Source organism: Actinomadura logoneensis (assembly GCF_003428695.1).
In the GTDB taxonomy this organism is placed as follows: Bacteria; Actinomycetota; Actinomycetes; order Streptosporangiales; family Streptosporangiaceae; genus Spirillospora; species Spirillospora logoneensis.
In genome coordinates this window covers 1-21,171 of sequence record NZ_QURH01001043.1, presented here as the reverse complement: position 1 = coordinate 21,171, position 21,171 = coordinate 1, and the positions used below count along the sequence as shown (strand labels likewise).

Here is a 21,171-nt window from a genome sequence, read left to right as displayed (position 1 = left end):
GCCTGTCGGTCTCTTCAAGGGGACCGACAGGCCGCTGCCCGTGGCATCCATGGACTGCTAGTCCCGGACGCCGTAGTACGTCAGATACTCGATGATCGCGAGAACGTGAAGAAGCGGAGGGCGTTCACCTTGCCCGGCCCAAGAGCGGTTTGCCTGCGAAGTCGGACGCCGGTTTGCCGTTGTTGTCCGTCTTCTGGAGGTCTCTGGAGGGCGCGCACGTGACGCTGACGCCGAACGTGTGGCCGACGCTCCTCGCACGGGCGCGTGCGGTGCTCATGCCGCGGCCGAACGAGCAGTCGAAGTCGCCGACGAGGCTCACGGTGGTGAACCCGAGGGAGAAGTCCTCGCTGAAGGCTTTCCCAGAGAACGAGCAGGAGCCGGAGGCGGTCTGGGTGACGGCCGCGGTGGCCTCGGCGAAGAAGCCGCCCCGGGCCGTCCGGACATAGTGTTGACCAGGTCGCGGTGCGAGAACCCCTGGCGGTGGCGCTACCGCCGGTGCCGCGGCCGGGTCCGGAGTCAGGAGCGTCGCCGCCTATGCTCCCTCGCAGGTCAACGATCCGGCATCCTGACGACTGCGCACTCGCGGAATGTGCACCGTCCGCCGGCCGCTCCGGCGCTGTGTGGACGCCTAGATGAAATCCTCATGGTGTGACTCGTGCCGCCCATGGTGCTGGAACGGCACTGGAGTCGAGACCACGCCGACTTTCTCGCCTGAAAGTTCGGTCCGGTAAAGCGATCGCGTGCAGGCGTCGCAGATCGTCGTCGCGCCGAAAATCATTGAGGGACGACTGATTTCCGTGCCTGCTTCCTCAAGGGCGGAATGTCCCGCTAGCGCGGCGGTGGCGGGAGGGTGGACGTGCTCGGGGTGGTCTCCGGCCAGACCAGCAGGACAGGGCACGGGGCGTGGTCGACGATGAACCGGCTCACGGGACCGAGGCTGCGGGGGCCGAGATGAGTGATGTCGCCGTCACGGGCGAGGACGAGCAGGTCGGCGCCTTCGGCGGCGGCCACGACCTCCCGTTCGACACGGCCCGAGCGTTCACTGCGGGCGCACGGGCGGCCCAGCCGCCCGGCCGCCTCGGCCAGGAGCCGTTCGCCCGCCGCGACGGCCATGCCCTCCACCCGCGTCCCGGGGTCCCGGTCGGGGCGGGCGCGGCCCAGCAGTCCGGCGTAGGCGCCGTGAGCGGCCCCCGGCATCTCGTCGCCGGTGACGTGCAGCAGCACCACGTCGTCGCCCTCGGACGCATGGGCGCGCGCGGCATCGACGCAGGCGGGCCAGGTCCCCTCCACGATCCAGACGATCACGGCCACGTGCTCAGCCTCCGATCACTTGGAGTGACACCCACAATGCCATCACCGAGAGCGGCAACGCGGTGGACACGGCGAACAGGCCGAGCCGGGTGAACTCGCCGAGGTCCACGGCGGTGTCGTGCTCGCGCACGACCCGCCGCCACAGGAGGGTGGCCAGGGAGCCCGCGTAGGTGAGGTTCGGGCCGATGTTCACGCCGAGGAGCACGGCGAGGACGGCTCCCGGTCCGATGGGGGCGGTCAGTGGCAACAGCACCAGCACGGCGGGCAGGTTGTTGATGACGTTCGCCAGCACGGCCGCCAGGACCGCGACGGCGAGGAGCGCCCCCAGGCCGGTCCCGGCGGGGACCAGACGGCCCAGCGCGTCCGCGAGGCCGTTGTCGACGACCGCGCGGACCACGATGCCCAGGGCCAGCACGAACGCGCAGAACGGCAGGGCCGCCGCCCGGACGATCGCCGGTGCGGTGGTCCGGCGCCGGGCCAGGGCGCGTGCCGCGAGGATGGCCGCCCCCGCGGCGGCGGCCCATGCGGGGTCGACGCCGAGCACCGAGGTCAGCACGAGACCCGCCAGGGTGCCCACCACCGTGAGCAGAGCGAACATCGGAAGTTCGGGCGACACGGACGTGGCCGGGGCTCCGGCGCCCGCGTCCAGGTCGGTGGCGAAGAACCGCCGGATCACCGCGTACTCGGCAGCGATGGCCACCAGCCAGGGCAGCGCCATCAGCGCGGCGAAGCGAGTGAAGGAAAGGCCGCTCGCGGCGAACGCCAGCAGGTTCGTGAGGTTGGACACCGGCAGCAGCAACGACGCGGTGTTCGACAGGTGGGTGCAGGCGTAGACATGCGGCTTGGCGCGAGCGCCCAGCCGGGCGGCGGTGGCGAACACCACCGGCGTCAGGAGCACCACCGTGGCGTCCAGGCTGAGCACTGCGGTGACCGACGATGCCGTAACGAAGACGAGGACGAGCAGACGCCGGGGGCTCCCGGCCGCCCGGCGTGCCATCCAGCCGCCGCAGGCGTGGAAGAGCCCCTCGTCGTCGCACAGCTGGGCCAGGACGAGGATGGCCGCGAGGAAGCCGATGACCGGCCCCAGCCGGGCGGCCTCGGCGACCGCGTGGTCGAGCGGGATCGCTCCCGCGGCGATGACCGCCCCGGCGGCGGGGACTGCCACGACCGCCTCGGGCAGGCCCCAAGGCCGGATCACGGCGCAGCCCAGCACCATCAGGAGCAGGACGATGGACAGAGCTTCTGCGGATGCGGCGTTCAGCGGCGGACCCTTTCCGGACGAACGCCCTGGCACGAGGGCGTTCGTCCAGCCTCGCGCATCCTGCCCGACCAGGGCCGTAGCCACGCCCGCCCGTCGGAATCCCGCCGTCACCGCCGCTCGGCGCTCAGGCCGACCCCTCTCACGGGGGCGCGGCACCGACTTCGTGGCACAGCGGATCGCGGGCGGTGCGCTCTCGACGCCTCCGACACCCCCCACCGCCCTTCTCGTCCCACCTGACAGAGCATCGAATGCTCACGACAGCGGACTTGCGCGTCTCTACATCGAGCCCCCCTTGCGCATACGCCAACCGGCTGCGTGGGCCGCTGGGAGGCTGACATCCCTGCCGTGTCCGGCCTGCGTCGTGTCTGGCCTGCGTCGTGTCTGGCCTGCGTCGTGTCCGGCCTGCGCCGGCCCGGCGAGGACGACCGCCGCTCCGCCCGTGCCGACCCGTCCGACCACCTCGAACCCCCGGTGGCTCAGGGCCGTGCACGCCCTCGCGGACGGGCGGTCGCCGAAGTGCCGACGCTGCTGGCCAGCCCCTCCGGCCGCAGACGCGGCCCCGCGCACTCCCGCGCAGCTCGGTTCGGAGCATTGCCTGCGTGGCATGACCTTGCAGCGACAGCGACAGCGACCAGCCGACAGCGACCAGTGACAGCAACAGGAACAGCGACGGCGACAGTGCCGTGCCCCGGCACGTGCCTCGGAGCCTCAGTCCCTGTCCTGAGCGCACGGTTGTCACTTGGAGGAACGTGAGCGCACCGGATGTCGGATCGGTGACGCGTCAGCCGGTTCAAGAGGGATGGAAGCCCGGTGTGGGATCGGGATCGCAACCGAGGAGTTCGTGGAGAATCGGGGGAAGCTCGTCCCACAGCCACTCGTTCACGCTTCCCGGATAGCCCTCCGGGGCCCTGACCTCCAGCAGGTGGTTGCTGATCGGAATCAGCCGGACCGGGATGGGCCCGTCGTTCCACATCGGCTCGTCCGTGCCCCAGTACTCGGCGAAGTCGCCGGCCGCGACCAGCGCCTCGGCAGGCAGGACGCGCGTCCCGTGGCTGATACCGAGCGGCAGTAAACGTCGGCTCAGGCTGCGCAGGACGTTGGTCGCGGACAGGTCGTGGGCGCAGGAGACATCGGAGATGCGGAGTTCGGGGAGCCCAAGACGCTGCATACCGCGCGTGGACAACTGCAGACAGGAGCAGAAGCCGACCGAGCCGTCGGAGACAGGGCAGGGCACGGCGGGCCGCCCCGCGGTCGGCGTGGTGATCCAGTCGTCGGCGAGGACGAAGCGGCCTCCGTCGTCCGGCCTGGTCGTCGGCAGGACGATGCCGAGATCGTGATCCGCGAGGATGCCGTCGGTGACCTCCCGGACGGCATGCGCGACGGCGCGGGCGACACGTGCGCCGAAGGGCCGGTCCCGCGCGGACAGCACGGCGGTGACCCCGATGTGCCAGTCCGCGGAGCGGAGGTAGGCGAGGTCCCCGTCATGCTCGTCCGCGTCGTCCGGGGAGATGGTGTCGGTCAGGTCCCAGGGAGAGCTGGACGCCGAATAGGGCGAGACGGCCAACTCGGGACCGCCGAAGCGCTGCATCGCCTGAGGCGCGAACGGAGCGGAGACGTGTTCGAAGATCGCAGCAGGCAGGTCGTCGGGACACTGCTCGGCGGCGACCACGAACGTCCAGGTCGTCCGGTCGGGAACGGTGAGACGGAACGTCTCGGTCATGAGGGTCTCCTTGTGCCGTGGTTCATGTACACGAACCAGGCTGGAGCGCCTCGACCTCTGGAACTAACCGAACCTCATTCTGGGGATAACCCGCTCGCCGGCCCTGCAAGTGTCGAGGGCCACCCCGTCAGGGGACGACCCTCATGTCGTCGTTCAGTCCAGCAGTTCTTCGACCGACGACACCATGATCGTCAGTCGAGCCAGGCTTCGGGGAGGTTCTTGGCCTGGCATCCGAGGATGCGGCTCTCGGCGGCGTCGGAGATCGTCAGGCCTCGGGATCGCGGCACGCGCTGGCCGCTGACCCGGCTGTCACCCGTAGATGGGCAAAGTCCCGAAGTCAGGGGACGCTGATCGTGCGCGCTGCCCGGCATCGGTGTGCCATCGCTCGCCCTGATCCAAAGGTTCGGAGTCGGCAGGCCCCCAGCAGGAGCACCCTCCACATGACTCAGGGTCGGACCCCGGAAGTGAATCCGGTGTCCGACCCTGTGAGCCGAGTTCGAGCGCTTGAGCTTCGCTCGTGCGCGCGTCAGCGGGCGTTGATGTCCACGTAGTGGCGCTCGCCCTCGCCCACGTACACCTGACGCGGACGGCCGATCTTCGTCGCCGGGTCGTTCATCATCTCGCGCCACTGGGCGATCCAGCCCGGAAGGCGGCCGAGCGCGAACAGCACGGTGAAGGCGTTGGTCGGGAAACCGATCGCCTTGTAGATGACGCCGGTGTAGAAGTCGACGTTCGGGTAAAGCTTGCGCTCCACGAAGTAGTCGTCGTGCAGGGCGACCTCTTCCAGGCGCATGGCGAGGTCGAGCAGCGGGTCGGAGACGCCCAGCGCGTCCAGGACCTTCGTCGTCGCCTTCTTCACGACGGCCGCGCGCGGATCGTAGTTGCGGTAGACGCGGTGGCCGAAGCCCATGAGCTTGACCCCGGGCTCCTTGTTCTTGACCCGCCGGACGAAGCTCTCGACGTCGTCGCCGTTCTTGTGGATGTTCTCCAGCATCTCCAGGACGGCCTGGTTGGCGCCGCCGTGCAGCGGGCCGAACAGCGCGTCCACGCCGGCCGACACCGACGAGAACAGGTTGGCCTGGCTGGAGCCGACCAGCCGCACCGTCGAGGTCGAGCAGTTCTGCTCGTGGTCGGCGTGCAGGACGAACAGCATGTCCAGGACGCGGACGATCTCGGGGTCGACCTCGTAGTTCTCGGTGGGCAGCCCGAAGGTCATGCGGAGGAAGTTCTCCACGTAGCCCAGGGAGTTGTCCGGGTAGAGCAGCGGCTGGCCGATGGACGTCTTGTACGCGTACGCGGCGATGGTCGGCAGCTTCGCGATGAGCCGGACGCTGGAGAGGTCGACCTGCTCGGCGTCGAACGGGTCGAGGCTGTCCTGGTAGAAGGTCGACAGCGCGCTCACGGCCGACGACAGCACCGCCATCGGGTGCGCGCGGCGCGGGAACGCCGAGAAGAACGCGCGGAACTTCTCGTCCAGCAGCGTGTGGCGCTTGATCCGCTCGGTGAACGCCTGGAGCTTGTCCGCGGTCGGCAGCTCACCATAGATCAGCAGGTACGCGACCTCCAGGAAGGAGGACTTCTCCGCGAGCTCCTCGATGGGATACCCGCGGTAGCGGAGGATCCCGGCGTCGCCGTCGATGTAGGTGATCGCGGACGTCGTGGAGGCGGTGTTGGTGAACCCGGTGTCCAGGGTGACGTGACCGGTCTCCTTCAGCAGGGGCCCGATCCGCAGCCCTGAGGGGCCCTCGGTCGCCTCGGTCACCTCGAGGGGCAGGCGCCCACCCGCGTGGTTGAGCTCGAATTCCGACATACTCGCTCGCTCCCAACTGCCGCCTACACCTGCGTAGACGTTCCGCCCTTCATGGTAGTCACGTGATCATGATGGTCGATTCCGGACCCAGGGTGTTGACGGACGGCCGATAAGGTGTTGCGCTGAGTGATATGCCTCGCATTGAAGCGACCGAACTCGTCGAGCGTGCCCGGGGCCGCATTGCGTCCCTGAATGGCGTGAATCGGTTCCTGGACCTCCTGGAGCAGGGGGCGATCCCACGGGACCGTCTGCCCTGGCTGGCCGGGGAGGAGCTCCGCATCGTGGACAGCGACAGACGGAGCTTCGCCCTCCTGGCGTCCCGGTACCCCGACACGCCGTCCGGACAGTTCTTCCTTTCCCTCGCACAGGGCGAGAACCAGGCGTTGTCGTTGCTTCCGCATTACGCGTCCGCAGTCGGCTGGAGTGAGAAGGATCTCATTCACTATGAGCCGCGTCCGCGTGCTCAGGCTTATCCGGCCTATCTGGCGCAACGAGCGGCATTCGGGACGCGTAGTGAAGTCGCTCTGGCCATGCTGGCCAACCTGGAGGAGTGGGGGAACTACTGCGCCAGGACGGCCGCGGCCCTCCGGTCGCGCTACGGGCTCTCCGAGGAGGCCGTCGGCTTCTTCTCCTACTTCGCCGAGACACCGCCGGGGTTCGTCGAGGAGGCGACTGCCGTCGTCGCCGCGGGTCTGGAGGCGGGGGAGGACCCCGCGAGCGCCGTGCGCGCCGCCGACTTCCTACACGCCTACGAAGCCGACTTCTGGGCGGCGCTGGCCGAGGGACTCTCGTAGGGCGCGCGAGTTATCCACAGAACGGGGTTCGGATCGCTGTCGGGTGACCGTCGGCGGACTCTGGAGGGGCGTCACCGTCCACATAAGCCCGAAGGAGTCCCCATGGCACCCGCAGACAACACTGCCCGAGCCGGCCTCTCCAGCCGCCTGCTCGCCACCCGGCTGGGCCTCACCGCCTGGCAGCTCCGGCTGGCCTGGGAGCACGGCCTCATGCCGGAACCCGACCTGCCCGAAGGCCGCTGGAGCACCGACGCCGCCGATCGCTGCGCCGAACGCGTGGAAGCGGTCAAGACCGCGTTCGGCGAGGACGCGCCCCTCGGCGCCGAACGCGCCGCCGCACGCCTCGCCGCCCGCGTGAAGCTGGACGTCGAACGGGCCGACGTGGAGGTCCTGGTCGCACAGGACGCCCTGGAAGTCGTCGGCAGGTACCGCGGTCATCCCCTCTATCTGATGCGCGACCTCGACGCCCTGGCTCCTGCCGTGGTCGCCAAGGTCGTCCGGGCCCGTAAAGGCATCCTGGGGGATTCCGTCGATCCCGGGGGCGCCGCCCGCATACTCCAGTGGCCGCGCGGCACCTTCGAACGCGTCGTTGCGGAGCGCGGCCTCACTCCGGATCGCCTCGGTCGCTACGCCCTCGCCGACGTCCAGGCGCTGGCGGATGACAGAGCCTTGAAGGCCCGGGTCACGAAGGAGCACCGGCACGCCGTTCTCCTGAAGGCCGAGCGAGAAGAGGCACGCCAGCAGGCGAACCTCCGCGAGTGGATCAGGGCTTGCAACGCCTTCCTCGACCGCGAAACCAGCGCGCCTCCGCCGTTCCCAGCCCTACGCCGTGCCATGCAAGCCCTCATCGCGGCCCGATCCATAACCACCGCCCAAGATCCGTAATCTCGGCTCGCCCATGCCCCCGCTCACGTCCCTTTGCTCAAGGCCTGCCGCCGCTTCCCACAACGCCCGGCTGCGGCGCCCTGCCCCCGGCGACGCCCGTTCCCGCCGGTGCGTCCAGGGGACTGAGCTCGCGCGCCTGAGCCCGACGAGGCCGGGGTCGGAGTCGGCTCTGGCGCTGGGGCCGTGACCGGGCAATCGACCAGGCCGGGAACCAGGCCCAAGACAGGGACCGGGACCATCGTCGGATCCAGCCCAGAGCCGGGACCATGCCCAAGAGCCAAGAGCCAAGAGCCAAGAGCCAAGAGCCAAGAGCCAAGGAGCCAAGGAGCCAAGAGCCAAGAGCCAAGAGCCAAGAGCCAAGGAGCCAAGGAGCCAAGAGCCAAGAGCCAAGAGCCAAGGAGCCGAGTGCCGGGAGCCGAAAGCCGAAAGTCAACAGCCAAGTGCCGAGAACCGACAGCCAAGTGCCGAGAGTCGGGAGCCGACTGTGGGGACGGAGAGCCGAAAGCCGAGCGCGGAGCCAGGGGCCAGCGGAGCCAGGGGCCGGAGGCCAGAGGCCAAGCGGGATGAGCCAGGGCCCTGGCTAAGGATCATGCGCCACGGGCCAACGGGCATGAGCAAGCGGCAGGTGCCGAGGGCCCCAAGTGCCCAAGCTCCAGTGCCCAAGCTCCAGTGCCCAAGCTCCAGTGCCCAAGCTCCAGTGCCCAAGCCCGAGTGTCCAGGCCCGGGTGCGGAGGGCAGGTGCCGGCGGTCAGAAGGGATGCGGCTGTGATCAGGGGCCGGGGCGGGCTTGGTGGTACCGGGGGCAGGCGGAGGAGCTTCGTGTGGGGAGGGAGTGCGTATCGGTATTGGGGTGGGCTCGCGGATAACCACGTGATGGGGTGGGGATGCTACTTCTTAGGTTGTTTGTCCGTGCGCGACACGCCGTGAGCCAAGGAATCGACCGCCTGTGGCCGAGAAGATGGCGAATCGTGCGGAGTGGCGGCCAGTTTGCGGGGAATGTGTACGTTGGGGTAGATCATCAGTGCTGTGAACTGCGGGGACGTTCCCGTCGTGCAGCGCGGTAGTCATCCAGGAGGTACTCGTGACCCGCACTCTGTCGAGGGGCACCCGCGTGACCGGTGCCGAGCGCACCAAGCTGGCCGCCGAGCTGGCGCCCCGGTACGCCGCCGGAGAGAGCATTCGTGACCTGGCAGCCGAGACCGGACGGTCCTACGGCTTCATCTATAACGTGCTCAAGGAGGCCGGTGTCCCGCTGCGGGGGCGTGGAGGCAACACTCGGCGTAAGAAGAGCAGCGGCTGAGTCGGCTCGCGTCGCCCCTGCGGGCGGCGCCATCGTTCGCGTGCGTCCTGCCGATGGAGCCAGGCGCGCGGCTTTGTCCGCTGGTGGGAACCGCACGCCGCAGCCGAAGCGGGTTGCCTTGGGGACTTGCCTGGCTGCAGGGCGAGGCGTGTCTCGGTCGAGCGCGGCCGCGGCTACGTCTCGGCCGCCCAGAACAAATGGCCGGACCAGGAGATCGGCCCCCTTGGCGGGGCGGCGGATGTCGCTCGACGGTCAGCGGGGGGAGATCTGGTCGTTGGAGTGGAGTGCGGCCAGGTCGGCGGCGGCGCGGCCGGCCACCCAGCCCTCATAGTTCGAGACGCGGCGGGCTCGGCTTCGGGTGAGAGCGGGGAAGAGATCGTTGACCGCTCGGTCCACGGCCTGGTCACGGGCGGAGAGGACGGGAAGAAGATCCTGCTGCGAGCTGCCGGCCTCTTGGGTCGCCCGTTCCCTCGCCGTGTGGAGGCGTTCGCCGATCCGGGCGGCGTAGGCGTTGAGGAAGGCGTGCCGGAACGAGCGGGTTCGCGACCTGCCGAGGCCGTCCTGCTGAGACCCCGTCCGCACCATCGCCGACGTGGCCTGGACCAGCAGAGACGTGAAGAGCATCTCCGTCGCCGCGAGGTCGGCCGGAAAGCCCAGCACCGTGGAGAGACCCAGTTCCCGATGCCACACGGCGCGGCACCGGTTCGCCTCCGCGACCACGGTCAGAAGGACGGCCTTGGGGGACTCGTAAGGGGCGTCCACCGGGATGCGGCAGCCGTCCGGACCGGACGCATCGCCCTCGGACGCGGAGAGCAGAGCATGATCGATGCTGTGCTTGGTCATGAGTTCCTGGGCGCGGGCGCTCAGGGCTTCGGCCTCTTCGGGGAACTCCGTGGATTCGGCCTTGGCCAGCAGTGCACGGACTTTGCCCAACATCCGTTGGTCGGCCGCAGGGGCATCGGGGGCAGTTGAGCGTCCGACGGCGGCCCCCGGCAAAGGGCCGATGAACGCCAAGCGCGGCAGTGCGGAGAGAAGACCCAGGAGCTCCAGCGCGGTCGCCACCGAGGTCGAGGTGGTGACGGTCTGCCGGGCGCGCCAGATGCGCAAACGATCGTCGTCGGCGTCCCACCACACCTCGGCGCCGAGGGTCTCGAGCTGGGCGCGCCAACGGATGTCCACCGTGGCTGCGCCATAGGAGCGCATCTCGTCGGCTATCGCGTCCACCAGTAGGGAACGGTGCCGCCCGCTCAGCTCCCGCCCGGTGTGGCGGGCGAGGTCCGTGGGGAGCCAGCCGCGTTCCCAAGCGGTGCGGACCGCGCCCCGGAGGCGCCGGACGAGCGCCAGATCGACGATCCGCGGGTCATTCGGAAGATCAGAGAGGCGTTCGACGCAGAGATGCCAGGCGGAGGAGTCGTCCAGCGCGAGGGCTTCCAAGGCAAGATCGATCAGCCGTTCGGCGGCCTCGCGGCCCACCCCGTTCCGCCCGCCGCCCTCGTCCTGCCCGCCGGCCCCGTTCTGCCCGCCGGCCCTGTCCTGCCCGTTCTGCCCGCCGACCCTGTTCTGTCCGCCGGGCCCGTTCTGGCGGCTCGAGCCGCGTCCCCACGAGTGCTTCGCCTGCCCCCATCGCCGAGAATCCGGCACCCCGCGCTCCTCCCTGATCGCTGTCCCGCATCCTGTCACGAACGGTTCTGAGATCGTTCCAAGTGGATCTGACATCGGGCCGGGGAGGGCGCGGGCCACGGCGAAAGCGAGTGGCCGCCCGTCCCTCAGGGAGAGGACGGGCGGCCGCGTGCCTGCGAAGAAGGGCTGCTTAGGACGGTGAGTGGCCGTCTCGGCGGAGTTCCTCGACGACGACGCTCTGGTACTCGCGGGTCGTGTCCGGGACGTAGGTGAGCCGGGCGAGGGCCCGTCCCACCGCGTCACGGATCTCGAAGCGGTAGTGGTCGTGCGGGCGGCCGACGTGTGCGACCGCCTGGTCGTGGCGCAGTCGGCACATCGTGTCGACCTTCTCGAGCGCGATCTCGAGACTTCCGGCTTCGGTGATGCGCCGAGGCGGTTCGCCTGTCTCCCAGATCTCGAACATGGTCGCGTCCTGTCGGCGGTGCGGGGTCGGTCGAGCCGGGGCAGGCGGCGCGGAGAGGGCTGGGTGGGAGTCCGCGTCGGCCACGGCCGTGGAGCCGTGAGGCGCGGACCAGGATGTTAGGGGCATGTCTGAACTCGCCAGGAGTCATGGGACGGTGCGCGGGGTTGACCCAGACAGCTTGCGACGAATTCGTGGATCTTTCAATCAGTCCAGGTCTCGGCTTGATCACTATTGGACGCGCTTCGCGCGCGGGCGGTGACGCCTCGTCGAGAACGCGCTGGCGCCCGCCCGCCGCATGTGAAGGTGCGACCAGCGCGTCCTCTCCTGCCCGGGGTGTGTAACTCAGCTCACTCTGCCTGTCAGCGTCCACATCGGGGTGGCGACGGCCACGCGTTTATCCTCATCGCCGCTCGTCCCTTATATAAGAGGACGGCCGGCTCGCCCGGCGGAGGCGGAAGCGGGAGCGGAAGCAGGTTCCCGAGATCAGGCAGCGTCCGCCAGTTCGACGTTGTGGTCGGTGGCGTCCGGTTCGGCGAAGCGCAGCAAAGACTCGCCTTCCGCGGTCAGCGCCGTGACGGCCTCGCGGGGGAGTGGTTCGAACGGACGGAGGCGCAGCGTCGCGACTTTACGCTTGCGCTCCACTTCCCAGAGGCCCGCGGCGAACCCGTCCCAGAGGAACACTGCCCGGACGCGCAGGTTCTTGGTGGTGAGCAGCGGACGGTGCGCGTCGGCGATCACGCGCCGCCGGTCGGCATGGGCGAGGACGAGGCTGTCGAACTCGGGGAGGAACCGCGCCGGGACGGCGGTGTCCTCGTCCGGGCGCGGCGCGTCGGGAAGATCGAACAGCTCCCTGCCCCGGTCGTCCTGGAAGGTCCGGAGCCGGGGACGCAGCCGTTCCAGCGCCGCCCCGCACGCCGCCGTCCCCGACCAGGTCTGGGCGTCGGCGGCCGTCGCCGGGCCGAACGCCTCCAGGTAGCGCAGCGCGAGGGCCTCGTCGTCGGCGCCCTCGGCGAGAGCGGTGTGGAGCCAGGAGTCGGCGAGGGTGAAGGACGCCGTGCGCGGGAAGCCCCACCGGTCGTCGGTCGGCACCATCGTGAGCGGCAGCCACATCCGGACGGCGTAACCGAGCGCGCGGTCGTAGGCGTCCGGGAAGTCCTCCTGGAGAAGGGCGCGGAGCTCGTTGAAGGTCCGCGGGCCTTCCGTGAGGTGGCGGCGCGCCGCGGCGAGGACCGCCGGACGGTCGAGCCCCGCCGCCTTGTCGCCGAGGGCCTTCAGCGCCCCGTCCAGCATGGGCTGGAGCGTCGTCCGCAGAGCGGCGTAGTCGCCGGCGGAGACCAGGTGCAGAGTCCCGCGCAGGTATGTGGCCCGGACCACGGACCGGTCGTGGACGGCGGCGTGAAGATCCTCGGCCCGGAAGCCCTCGACCCGGGACCAGAGGCCGAGGAAGGGGGGCTTCGGCTCCTGCGCCTGCAGCGCGCCCAGCCGCTGGACCGCCTCGGGGACCGGGACGGTCTCACGGACCAGCAGCATCTGGCGTGCGAGCGTCGCTCTGTTCAGTCGGCGCAGGCTCAGGGTCTCGGGCATGATCGGCCGCCTTTCGCTTGATCGAGCGACCCTAACGCGGACGCGGGCCGCCGTCCCGCGCGCGGACGGCTCCCGGCCGTGATCCCTTCGTTCCGTGGGCCCAGATGCTCAGAACGATCTGCAGGGCCATGAGGACGCCGGTCACGGCGACGGCGTGGCCGGTCCAGGACGAGGCGATCGCCAGCAGTCCGATCACCGGCATTCCCCAGGCGTACGGGGCGTCCGGGCCGTGCGGACGCACGAGCAGCCACCACACGACCAGGAGGTAGCAGAACACCGGGACGGTCAGGGAGAGCCCGGCCGTGAGGGCCGAGATGTGCGCCTCGTGGGTGACGAAGGCGGCGTTCACGGCGATCCCTGCGCCGACGGCGGCCCCGGACGCGTAGATCACGTAATGCCCGTATCCCCACATGATCGACTTGCGGAGGTTCGTGAGCAGGCCGGCCGAGGGCATGGAGAAGTAGACCCACCACATGCCGAACACGGTGATCAGGCCCCCGGCCGCGACCGTGTAGAGGCGGAGGGACGCGTCGCCGGACAGCGCGTCCCGCACTGCGTTGGTGGAGGACAGGACGGTCTCGCCCAGCACGATGATCGTGAGCAGGCCGTACCGCTCGGCGATGTGGTGCGGGTGCCAGGTCGTCCGTCCCGCGGACTCCGCCCACGGCGGCACCAGCAGCTCGGCGACGATGCCGAGCGGGATGAGCCATGGCTGCCAGTCCTCCGGCGCCGCGAACGCGACGACGAGCCAGTAGACGGCGCAGCCGCCCTCGCCGGCGACGAAGCGGAGCATGGTCGTCCGGTGCGCGGGATCACCGCCGGCGGCGCGGAGCCGCTGGGACTCCAGTCCGAGCCGCATGATCGCGTAACCGACCGCCAGGACCTTCAGGTCCCGGTCGTCGAAGGCGCGCGGAACGCCCGCCGACAGCACCAGGGCGCCCGCCATGACGACCATGGTGGCGAGCCGGAAGTAGGTGTCGTCGGTGTCGTAGGCCGAGGCGAACCAGGCGTAGTTCAGCCACGACCAGTTGATCGCCGCGAAGATCACCAGGAAGCCGACCACGCCCCACAGGACGCGGCCCTCGGCGAGCGCGTGCTCCAGGCGCGCCGCGTCCGCGCCGACGGCGACCACGAAGCACAGGTCGAAGAACAGCTCGAGGGAGGACGCCACCCGGTGCCGTTCGGCGGGGTCGCGGGCCTCCATCCGCCGCCGCCACGGGCGGCCGACGATCATGGGGCGCTCGGTCATGAGCGCATCGTAGGGAAGCGGTCACCGGTGATCACCTGCCGCCCCGGCGGCGGAGACGGCGGCCCGCGCCGTTTTGAATTTCTTTACTCGGCCGGTTTCCGCCCGCCGGGCGTACGGCGCGCGCCGCGGGGCGGCGAGGACCCGGGAACCCCGGCCGCGTAAGGGCTGGTGGGGAGTGGGGCGGAGTCCGGGAAGGGGCCTCGGCGGGGTGCTCGAAAGGGGCGGGAACGAGCGGCCGGGACGGAAGTGACGCGAAAAGATCCGTGAATCTGCACGTGCATCAGATCTTGCACCTGCACGCTATTCCTAGCAGGATTGCCGTGGCCCCCCGCACGTGAACTCCCCGGAGATCGCGATGACCGCACACCTCAGCGACAGCGACCGTCAGGCGCTTCGCCTCGCCCACGACCTGCGCGAGCAGCTGGCCCGGAACCTTCCGGACCGCATCGCGCCACCGTCGATCTCCCCCTACGTCGACCCCGCCGGACGGCCGAGCGTGCTCGTCCGGCTGGACGACGAGACCGCCCGCGCGCTGATCGCGATGCTGGGCGAGCGGGGAGCGCCGCCGGTGCCCGAGCCCCGCCGGACGGACGGCTCCCTGCCCGCGCCGCAGCGCCCCGCGCCCGGCCCGCAGCAGCCCTACGGGGAGCCGTACGGCGAGCCCTATGGCGGAGCCGAACCGCCGTACGGAGCGCAGGAGCACCCTTCCGCCTCGCCCTTCGCCGCTCAGACCGGCGGGCACTTCACGACCCAGCCGGGGGCGTCGTTCGCGGGGCAGCCCGCGGCCGCGGCACCGGCGGCCCCGCCCTTCGGCGGGGGCCCGGCCTACGCGGACGGTCCCTCCTACGCGGACGGTCCCTCCTACGCGGACGGTCCCTCCTACGCGGACGGTCCCTCCTACGCCGACGGCCCGGCCGTCCAGGCGCCGTTCCACGGCGGGCCGGGGATGCCGTACCGCGAAGGGGGACCGGCGCCCATGCCCGACCCGTTCGCACCCGCGCCGGCCGTGAACACCGGCGGATACCCCACCTTCCGTTAGAAGGCTGGGGAGGGGGCGTCCCCCTTTCGGAAACCCCCGCCCACACTGTCATCGGGGCCCTGGAAACAACGGCGTGAGCGCCGTCGCCGAGGTGAAGCCCGGGAAGCTGGAAGCTTCCCGGGCTTTCGTGTGTTTGATAGTGGGTTTGCTGGACCCTTGGGAGTCTTGACCGGCCCTAAACCAGGTCGTGGGGCTCCTCCGGAGGTCGGATCGCGGTGTGATCCAGCCGACATCAAGGCGAAAGTAAAACGCTGAAAACCCTGTCCCGCAAGGGATCGGGAAAGAAGATCTACCTTGCGAAAGGTAAAGAAGGCCGGGATTTGGCAGAACCATGGTATTGCCACGTATAGTGGGCCATGGCTTCGGGTCAAGAGCCATTGACCCGGCCTTTCCAGAGCCGTCACGCCCCGTCCGCCAGGCGGGGACCCCGGTACCGGAACGCGGGCGTCCATGCAGCGTCCGTCCAGGTAGAGCCCCTGTGCCCCTGAGCCGGTGCCCTCTTGCACACCTTTCCGATCCGCCGTCGAGCGGTTCGTTGTAGCGGTCCCTCCGCGGGTGTGCGCGCGGAATCTCCCTCCCGTGGTCGCGGGGCAATCAAACGCGGGGTTTCCGTCACCGATGGCTTTCTCCCGAGCGATGTCTCGGGGCCGTTTCCTCACTCCTTCCGGGCCCCCGCCCGGCCGGAAACGGCTGCCCAGTCCGTCGAACAAAGGATTTCCATGCAGAAGCGTGCGCTCAACATCGCCATCACCGCTCTCACCGGCTCCACTCTGGCCGGGTTCCTGGTGGCGGGCGTGGCCATGGCAGGCGACGACACCCCCGAGCGCGGGAAGCTCACCGCGCAGCACTCCGAGGCGGCGCTGAACCTTCCGCGCACCCAGGAGGAGACCGCCATCCAGCAGAAGGCCGCCGCGGGCAAGGCCGCCGAGCCCAAGAAGGCCGCCCAGCCCAAGAAGGCCGCGCAGCCGAAGGCCCTGCTGGCCGGTCGCACCATCGCGTCCTACTTCTGGGACGACGGCTCCGGCGTCAACGGCGACACCGGCGCCCCCGCCAGCGGCAAGCCCATGCAGAAGGGCCTGTTCGCCAGCCCGAGCTGGCCGCTCGGCACCAAGGTCAAGGTGTCCTACAACGGCCGCAGCGTCACCGGCTTCGTCGGCGACCGCGGTCCGGGCGCCCCGTCCAGCAGCGGCGTCATGCTCGACCTGGACACCTACACCTTCCGGTACCTGCTAGACGGCAAGAAGCCCTCCAGCAAGTATGACTCGGGCTCCGGCGAGGGTCACCTCAACGGCGTCAAGTGGGAAGTCCTGTCCTGGGGCACCGGCGCCGGTAGCCGGGGCATGCCGAAGGCCATGTGACACCCGCCCAAAGCCATGTGACACCGGCCGCGAGGCCATGTGACACCGGCCGCGAGGCCATGTGACACCGGCCGCGAGGCCATGTGACACCGGCCGCGAGGCGATCACTGAACGCGCGGAAAGGCGTTCCACCGACACCATGTCGGGGGGACGCCTTTCGGCGTATCCGGGTACCTTCCCGGCCGTCCCCCGCGCGGGTCCTCTCCGGGCGGTGATCACTGACGCGCGGTGGCGGCCTCGTCCCGCCCCGACGCTCGGGGCGCCCTGGCGGCCCTGAGCTTCGCGGCGCGTCCGCACACCGCTCGCAAGCGTGGGCACGGCCGCATGGGCGGGACGGGGACGGCCGGACGTGTGCGAGCATCGCCGAGCGAAGGGAACGGCCGGGCGGATCGTTCCGGAGCGCCGAAAAGGAGCCCGCGAGGTCTGGTCTTCGGGCGGGGCGAACCCTCAGGATGGCGGAGTCGCCGTCCCCCAGCGGCCGTCCCTCAGGGAGGTTCCCCAGCCGTGACCGAACCGCCTTCCGCGGGCCCCGGGCTCGCCAGCAAGATCGTCGCCGGCGTCCTGCTGGCCCTGCCGTTCCCCGTCTACCTCGCCGTCCCGTCCTACGCCAAGACCGGTCCCCGACTGGCGGGCTTCCCCTTCTTCTACTGGTGGCAGCTGCTCTGGGTGGTCCTGACCGCGCTCTGCATCGGCGGGGCCCACCTGCTGACCCGGCGGAGGGGCGGAGCCCGGTGAAGGACGTCAAGAGCCTCGAACTGGCGATCTTCGTCTTCTTCTTCGTCGCCGTCACGGTGGTGGGGTTCGCCGCCGCGCGCTGGCGCCGCGGCCAGACCCTCATGCACCTGGACGAGTGGGGCCTCGGCGGACGCAGCTTCGGCACGTTCGTGACCTGGTTCCTGCTCGGCGGCGACCTCTACACCGCCTACACGTTCGTCGCCGTGCCCGCCGCGGTCTTCGCGGGCGGCGCGATGGGCTTCTGGGCCGTCCCGTACGCCGCGATCGCCTACCCGATCGTCTTCCTCGTCGGGCCGAGGCTGTGGTCGGTGTCGCACCGGCACGGCTACGTGACCACCGCGGACTTCGTCCGGGGCCGGTTCGGGTCCAGGGGACTGGGCCTGGCGGTCGCGCTGACCGGCATCCTGGCGATGATGCCGTACATCGCGCTGCAGCTCGTGGGCATCCAGGCCGTGCTGACCGTGATGGGCGTCACCGGGTCCGGCCTCGCCCGGGACCTCCCGCTGTTCGTCGCCTTCGCGCTGCTGGCGGCCTACACCTTCACCTCCGGCCTGCGCGCCCCTGCGCTGATCTCCTTCGTCAAGGACACGCTGATCTACCTGACGATCATCGTGGCCGTGCTGTACATCCCGTCCAAGATCGGCGGGTGGGGGCACATCTTCGACGCCTCCCAGGCGTCGCTGGCCAAGCCGAACCCGGCGACCGGCAAGCCGTCCGGCTCGCTGGTCACCACCGACATGACGCACTGGGCGTACGGGACGCTCGCGCTCGGCTCGTCGCTGGCGCTGTTCATCTACCCCCACACCGTCACCGGCGCGCTCGCCGCCGGACGCCGCGAGGTGATCCGCCGGAACGCGGCGCTGCTGCCCGCCTACTCGCTCGTCCTGGGGTTCCTCGCGCTGCTCGGCTACATGGCCCGCGCCACGCCCGAGGTGGCCCAGGGCGTCGCCAAGGCGAAGAATCCGCAGCTGGCGGTGCCCCTGCTGTTCGACCACACCTTCCCGCAGTGGTTCACCGGCCTGGCGTTCGCCGCGATCGGGGTCGGCGCGCTGGTCCCGGCCGCGATCATGTCGATCGCCGCGTCCAACCTGTTCACCCGCAACGTCTACACCGCCTTCTTCCGCCCGGACGCCTCGCCCGCCGAGGAGACCCGGGTCTCGCAGGTGACCTCGCTGCTGGTGAAGATCGGCGCGCTGGTGTTCGTACTGGGCTTCGACAAGTCGCTGGCGATCAACCTGCAGCTGCTCGGCGGGATCTGGGTCGTGCAGACCTTCCCGGCCCTCGCGATCGGCGTCTTCACCCGCTGGTTCCACCGGTGGGGGCTGCTCGCCGGGTGGGCGGTCGGCATGGCCTACGGCACGTGGACGGCCTACGGGACCTCGTCCCCGACGCAGAAGCACTTCGGGCAGTCGATCGCCGACATCCCGTTCGTCGGGCACACCGGGTACATCGCGCTCACCGCGTTCGTCTTCAACATCGCCGTTGCGGCGGTGCTGACGGTGGTGTTCCGGCTGGTCAAGGTCCCCGACGGGGCGGACGAGACGGTCGCGGCCGACTACACGGCCGAGGCGGCCGACCGGCCCGCCGGACCGGACGACTCCGGCGATCCGGGCCGCACGCTGACCCCGGCCACCACCTGACGCGGAAGGCGCGCGGCGTATCGGCCGCGTAAAGGCAAAGGCCCCGGAGAACCGCCCATGGATCTCCGGGGCCTTGTGACGTGGAAGACACCTGGACTAGGCGCTTTACCCCGGCCTTCGGTCAGACTTGCTCGATCACTTTCGCCCAGTGCCGTTCGGCCATGAATCAGTGGTGGCCGGCCACGAATCAGTGCCCGTCGGCCATGAAGGAGTGCGCCCGGCGGAAGAGGCCCAGGGTGATCGAGTGCAGAAGATCGCCGGTCTCCTTGGGGGCCTTGCCCGCGCAGGCCCGCGCGTGCGTGCCCTCCAGCACGATCCCGAGCTTGAAGCAGGCCAGCACCGCGTACCAGGTGATCGACGACAGGTCCCGACCGGCGACCGCCTCGGGACGCTCGGCATAGGCAGCGACCAGCTCGTCCGCCGAGGGCAGGCCGCCCGCCGCGCCGAGCGGCCCGGCCAGCAGCGCGCCCTCGTCGGCGCGGTCGGGCCAGGTCGCCAGCAGCCAGCCGAGGTCGAGCAGCGGGTCGCCGACCGTGCACATCTCCCAGTCGACGATCGCCGCGACGTCCGGGCCGTCGAAGGAGAACATGAGGTTGGCCAGGTGGTAGTCGCCGTGCATGATCCCCGGCCGCCAGGTCGCCGGGCGGTTGGCCTCCAGCCAGGCGGCGACCGCGTCCAGGCCGGGGATCTCCGGCCCCGGATAGCCGTCCAGGGACGAATAGGACTCCAGCTCGGCCGTCCAGCGCGGGACCTGCCGCTCCAGGAACCCGTCCGGCCTGCCGAAGTCGGCGAGCCCGGCGGCCTCGTGGTCCACCGCGCCCAGCGCGGACAGCGACCGCGCGGCCGAGAGGCCCATCTCGCGGCGGATCCCGGCATCCCCGGCGTGCAGGTCGGGCAGCGAGACCGTCGCGTTGAAGCCCTCGACGGGCGTCATCAGGTAGAAGACGGCACCGCCGAGGACGGACTCGTCCGGGCACGACGCGATGATCCGCGGCGCGGGGACGCCGGTGCCGTCCAGGGCCGCGAGGACGCGGGCCTCGCGGCGCAGCACCTCGTTGGTGCGGGAACGCAGGTGCCTGGGGCCGCGCCGCAGGACGAAGTCCGTCCCGCCGCGGCGGAAGCGGATCAGGACGTTCTGGGTGCCGCCGCTCAGCGGGGCGACGTCCTCGAACGGTCCGCCGGGCAGGCCCTGCCCGTCCATCCAGGCGCCGAGGACGTCGAAGTCCACGACGGCCGGGTCGATCTGCTCGGGCTGCGGCACGGTCCGGTTCCTTCCCTGCGGTGGTCTACCGGAGAGTAACAGCGGGTTCGCGCTGGTCGTCGACCGGCCTGGCGGGATCGGCGGCCCCACGAACCGTCCTAATGCGGATGATCCGGACCGCCGCCCGGTGCTACGGTCACCGTGCCGGCCGCGGGACTCCGGTGCGACTTCCGGAAACCGCCCTTAACGCGATCATTCGCTGCTCGCACCCCCACGCCCCGGCCGGCACCCACGACCTGGAGCGCCATGACCGAGACGATCGCCGACCTGGTCGCCTGCGAGGACGTGCTGACCTTCGTCAACGCCGCGATCACCGGAACCGGGCAGCGCGAGTTCCACGACGAGGCGTTCGAGCAGCGGCTCTCCCTCGGCTTCCTGCACGAGTACATGCGGGAGAACTACCGGGAGCTGTACGCAGCGACGCTGGCGCTGGACGTCAACGATCACAACGCGGCGCTGATCATCCGCGGCCTGCTGACCGCGGCGGGCGACGCCGATCCCGCGCGGCGCCGGTTGGAGGGACGGCTGATCGCCCGCCGTCTAAAGCTGCTGCCGCCGCAGCGCGTGTACCGGCTGTTCCGCGCCCTGCGCCGGGACGGCGTCAACAACCGCCGGACCCGCGCGATCATCCGCGACTGGCTGGTCGCCCGCCCCGACCTCGCCTTCGACGCCGTCAAGTACCGGGGCGCCCTGAAGGACACCGTCCGGCACTCCCACTTCGACCCGCGCGCCCTCGTCCCGCGCGCCCCCGAGCACGTCCGCGACGAGATCGGCGGAATGCTCCACGGCCGGACGGGCCGCCCGTTCACCACCCCGATCTTCGAGACGTGGCGGCAGGCGCACTACGCGCACGAGGCGGTGTACGAGCTGCCGTTCACCGTCGCCGAGGGGTTCGCCGCCCGCCACGGCATCCCGCGCCGGCGCCTCCTCGAACGCGCCGAGAAGAGCATGACCCGGCTGGAGCGCCTGCGGCTCCAGGGGCACGCGTGGGAGAACAGGGCCCCGATCGACCTCGACCTCGCGACCGTTCCACTCACCCGCCTCGCCACCTACGTGCTGTCCCTGCCCCTGGACGAGCGGTCCCGGCGCCGCGCCGAGCTGACCGGCGCCCTGCGCGCCGCCGCCCGCCGGGCCGCGGGCC

Annotated in this window: 17 protein-coding genes and 1 pseudogene; 9 read left to right on the top strand and 9 right to left on the bottom strand. The window is 70.5% G+C overall.

Annotated elements, in window-relative coordinates; genetic code table 11:
- Nucleotides 1–173 precede the first annotated feature (173 nt).
- Entirely contained in the window at nucleotides 174–446 is a 273-nt protein-coding gene (locus tag DZF91_RS37280) for a hypothetical protein (RefSeq protein ID WP_147341562.1), read from the top strand.
- 382 nt (nucleotides 447–828) lie between these two features.
- Here the strand turns inward: DZF91_RS37280 and DZF91_RS37275 are convergent, their stop codons facing one another.
- The 4 genes from DZF91_RS37275 to DZF91_RS37260 form a co-directional block, all read right to left on the bottom strand.
- Nucleotides 829–1,311 carry a universal stress protein gene (locus DZF91_RS37275; protein ID WP_117361727.1) on the bottom strand — a complete coding sequence of 161 codons (483 nt, stop codon included), beginning with the start codon at nucleotides 1,309–1,311 and terminating at the stop codon, nucleotides 829–831.
- A 4-nt stretch (nucleotides 1,312–1,315) separates the two neighbouring features.
- Nucleotides 1,316–2,605: an SLC13 family permease gene (locus DZF91_RS37270; protein WP_268916006.1), complete on the bottom strand. Its 1,290-nt coding sequence runs from the start codon at nucleotides 2,603–2,605 to the stop codon at nucleotides 1,316–1,318.
- 757 nt (nucleotides 2,606–3,362) lie between these two features.
- Entirely contained in the window at nucleotides 3,363–4,292 is a 930-nt protein-coding gene (locus DZF91_RS37265; RefSeq protein WP_117361726.1) for a hypothetical protein, read from the bottom strand.
- A gap of 526 nt (nucleotides 4,293–4,818) precedes the next feature.
- Nucleotides 4,819–6,102: a citrate synthase gene (locus DZF91_RS37260; protein WP_117361725.1), complete on the bottom strand. Its 1,284-nt coding sequence runs from the start codon at nucleotides 6,100–6,102 to the stop codon at nucleotides 4,819–4,821.
- Nucleotides 6,103–6,233: 131 nt separating this feature from the next.
- Here DZF91_RS37260 and DZF91_RS37255 point away from each other — a divergent pair, with 131 nt between their 5' ends.
- From DZF91_RS37255 to DZF91_RS37240, 3 genes are all read left to right on the top strand, one after another.
- Nucleotides 6,234–6,896, top strand: a complete 663-nt coding sequence (locus tag DZF91_RS37255) for a thiaminase II/PqqC family protein (protein WP_117361724.1) — start codon at nucleotides 6,234–6,236, stop codon at nucleotides 6,894–6,896.
- 102 nt (nucleotides 6,897–6,998) lie between these two features.
- Nucleotides 6,999–7,781, top strand: coding sequence for a hypothetical protein (locus tag DZF91_RS37250; protein WP_117361723.1), 783 nt, complete (start codon nucleotides 6,999–7,001; stop codon nucleotides 7,779–7,781).
- Between the two features lie 1,081 nt (nucleotides 7,782–8,862).
- Nucleotides 8,863–9,081 carry a helix-turn-helix domain-containing protein gene (locus tag DZF91_RS37240; RefSeq protein ID WP_117361721.1) on the top strand — a complete coding sequence of 73 codons (219 nt, stop codon included), beginning with the start codon at nucleotides 8,863–8,865 and terminating at the stop codon, nucleotides 9,079–9,081.
- A 252-nt stretch (nucleotides 9,082–9,333) separates the two neighbouring features.
- On the opposite strand, the gene DZF91_RS42820 is transcribed toward DZF91_RS37240, so the two are convergent.
- From DZF91_RS42820 to DZF91_RS37215, 4 genes are all read right to left on the bottom strand, one after another.
- A complete protein-coding gene (locus DZF91_RS42820; RefSeq protein ID WP_158588137.1) occupies nucleotides 9,334–10,722 on the bottom strand; it encodes a DUF2786 domain-containing protein in 1,389 nt (462 codons plus the stop codon).
- A gap of 169 nt (nucleotides 10,723–10,891) precedes the next feature.
- On the bottom strand, nucleotides 10,892–11,164 hold the full coding sequence (locus DZF91_RS37225) for a hypothetical protein (RefSeq protein ID WP_117361718.1): 273 nt from the start codon (nucleotides 11,162–11,164) through the stop codon (nucleotides 10,892–10,894).
- A gap of 483 nt (nucleotides 11,165–11,647) precedes the next feature.
- On the bottom strand, nucleotides 11,648–12,748 hold the full coding sequence (locus tag DZF91_RS37220; RefSeq protein WP_117361717.1) for a winged helix DNA-binding domain-containing protein: 1,101 nt from the start codon (nucleotides 12,746–12,748) through the stop codon (nucleotides 11,648–11,650).
- Between the two features lie 31 nt (nucleotides 12,749–12,779).
- On the bottom strand, nucleotides 12,780–13,997 hold the full coding sequence (locus tag DZF91_RS37215; protein WP_117361716.1) for a low temperature requirement protein A: 1,218 nt from the start codon (nucleotides 13,995–13,997) through the stop codon (nucleotides 12,780–12,782).
- A gap of 355 nt (nucleotides 13,998–14,352) precedes the next feature.
- Between DZF91_RS37215 and DZF91_RS40820 the strand changes: the two genes are divergently transcribed.
- The 4 genes from DZF91_RS40820 (at nucleotide 14,353) to mctP (ending at nucleotide 18,769) form a co-directional block, all read left to right on the top strand.
- Nucleotides 14,353–15,036, top strand: coding sequence for a chromosomal replication initiator protein DnaA (locus DZF91_RS40820; protein ID WP_158588136.1), 684 nt, complete (start codon nucleotides 14,353–14,355; stop codon nucleotides 15,034–15,036).
- Between the two features lie 719 nt (nucleotides 15,037–15,755).
- On the top strand, nucleotides 15,756–16,394 hold the full coding sequence (locus DZF91_RS37205; RefSeq protein ID WP_117361715.1) for an RlpA-like double-psi beta-barrel domain-containing protein: 639 nt from the start codon (nucleotides 15,756–15,758) through the stop codon (nucleotides 16,392–16,394).
- A gap of 504 nt (nucleotides 16,395–16,898) precedes the next feature.
- Nucleotides 16,899–17,129, top strand: coding sequence for a DUF3311 domain-containing protein (locus DZF91_RS42525; RefSeq protein ID WP_235834841.1), 231 nt, complete (start codon nucleotides 16,899–16,901; stop codon nucleotides 17,127–17,129).
- A complete protein-coding gene (gene mctP, locus DZF91_RS37195; protein WP_117361714.1) occupies nucleotides 17,126–18,769 on the top strand; it encodes a monocarboxylate uptake permease MctP in 1,644 nt (547 codons plus the stop codon). Before DZF91_RS42525 ends, mctP begins: the two co-directional genes overlap by 4 nt.
- Nucleotides 18,770–18,956: 187 nt before the next feature.
- Here mctP and DZF91_RS37190 read toward each other — a convergent pair whose 3' ends face one another.
- Nucleotides 18,957–20,030 carry a phosphotransferase family protein gene (locus DZF91_RS37190; protein WP_235834840.1) on the bottom strand — a complete coding sequence of 358 codons (1,074 nt, stop codon included), beginning with the start codon at nucleotides 20,028–20,030 and terminating at the stop codon, nucleotides 18,957–18,959.
- A gap of 246 nt (nucleotides 20,031–20,276) precedes the next feature.
- Between DZF91_RS37190 and DZF91_RS37185 the strand changes: the two are divergent.
- Nucleotides 20,277–21,171 (top strand): annotated as a pseudogene (locus tag DZF91_RS37185) (hypothetical protein); the annotation flags it as partial.

Excerpts from the sequence above, each read along its gene's own strand:
- DZF91_RS37255 (WP_117361724.1), top strand. The coding sequence starts at position 6,234 with ATGCCTCGCATTGAAGCGACCGAACTCGTCGAGCGTGCCCGGGGCCGC.
- DZF91_RS37220 (WP_117361717.1), bottom strand. The coding sequence starts at position 12,748 with ATGCCCGAGACCCTGAGCCTGCGCCGACTGAACAGAGCGACGCTCGCA.
- DZF91_RS37260 (WP_117361725.1), bottom strand. The coding sequence starts at position 6,102 with ATGTCGGAATTCGAGCTCAACCACGCGGGTGGGCGCCTGCCCCTCGAG.
- DZF91_RS37250 (WP_117361723.1), top strand. The coding sequence starts at position 6,999 with ATGGCACCCGCAGACAACACTGCCCGAGCCGGCCTCTCCAGCCGCCTG.
- DZF91_RS37265 (WP_117361726.1), bottom strand. The coding sequence starts at position 4,292 with ATGACCGAGACGTTCCGTCTCACCGTTCCCGACCGGACGACCTGGACG.
- DZF91_RS37205 (WP_117361715.1), top strand. The coding sequence starts at position 15,756 with ATGCAGAAGCGTGCGCTCAACATCGCCATCACCGCTCTCACCGGCTCC.
- DZF91_RS40820 (WP_158588136.1), top strand. The coding sequence starts at position 14,353 with ATGACCGCACACCTCAGCGACAGCGACCGTCAGGCGCTTCGCCTCGCC.
- DZF91_RS37215 (WP_117361716.1), bottom strand. The coding sequence starts at position 13,997 with ATGACCGAGCGCCCCATGATCGTCGGCCGCCCGTGGCGGCGGCGGATG.
- DZF91_RS37225 (WP_117361718.1), bottom strand. The coding sequence starts at position 11,164 with ATGTTCGAGATCTGGGAGACAGGCGAACCGCCTCGGCGCATCACCGAA.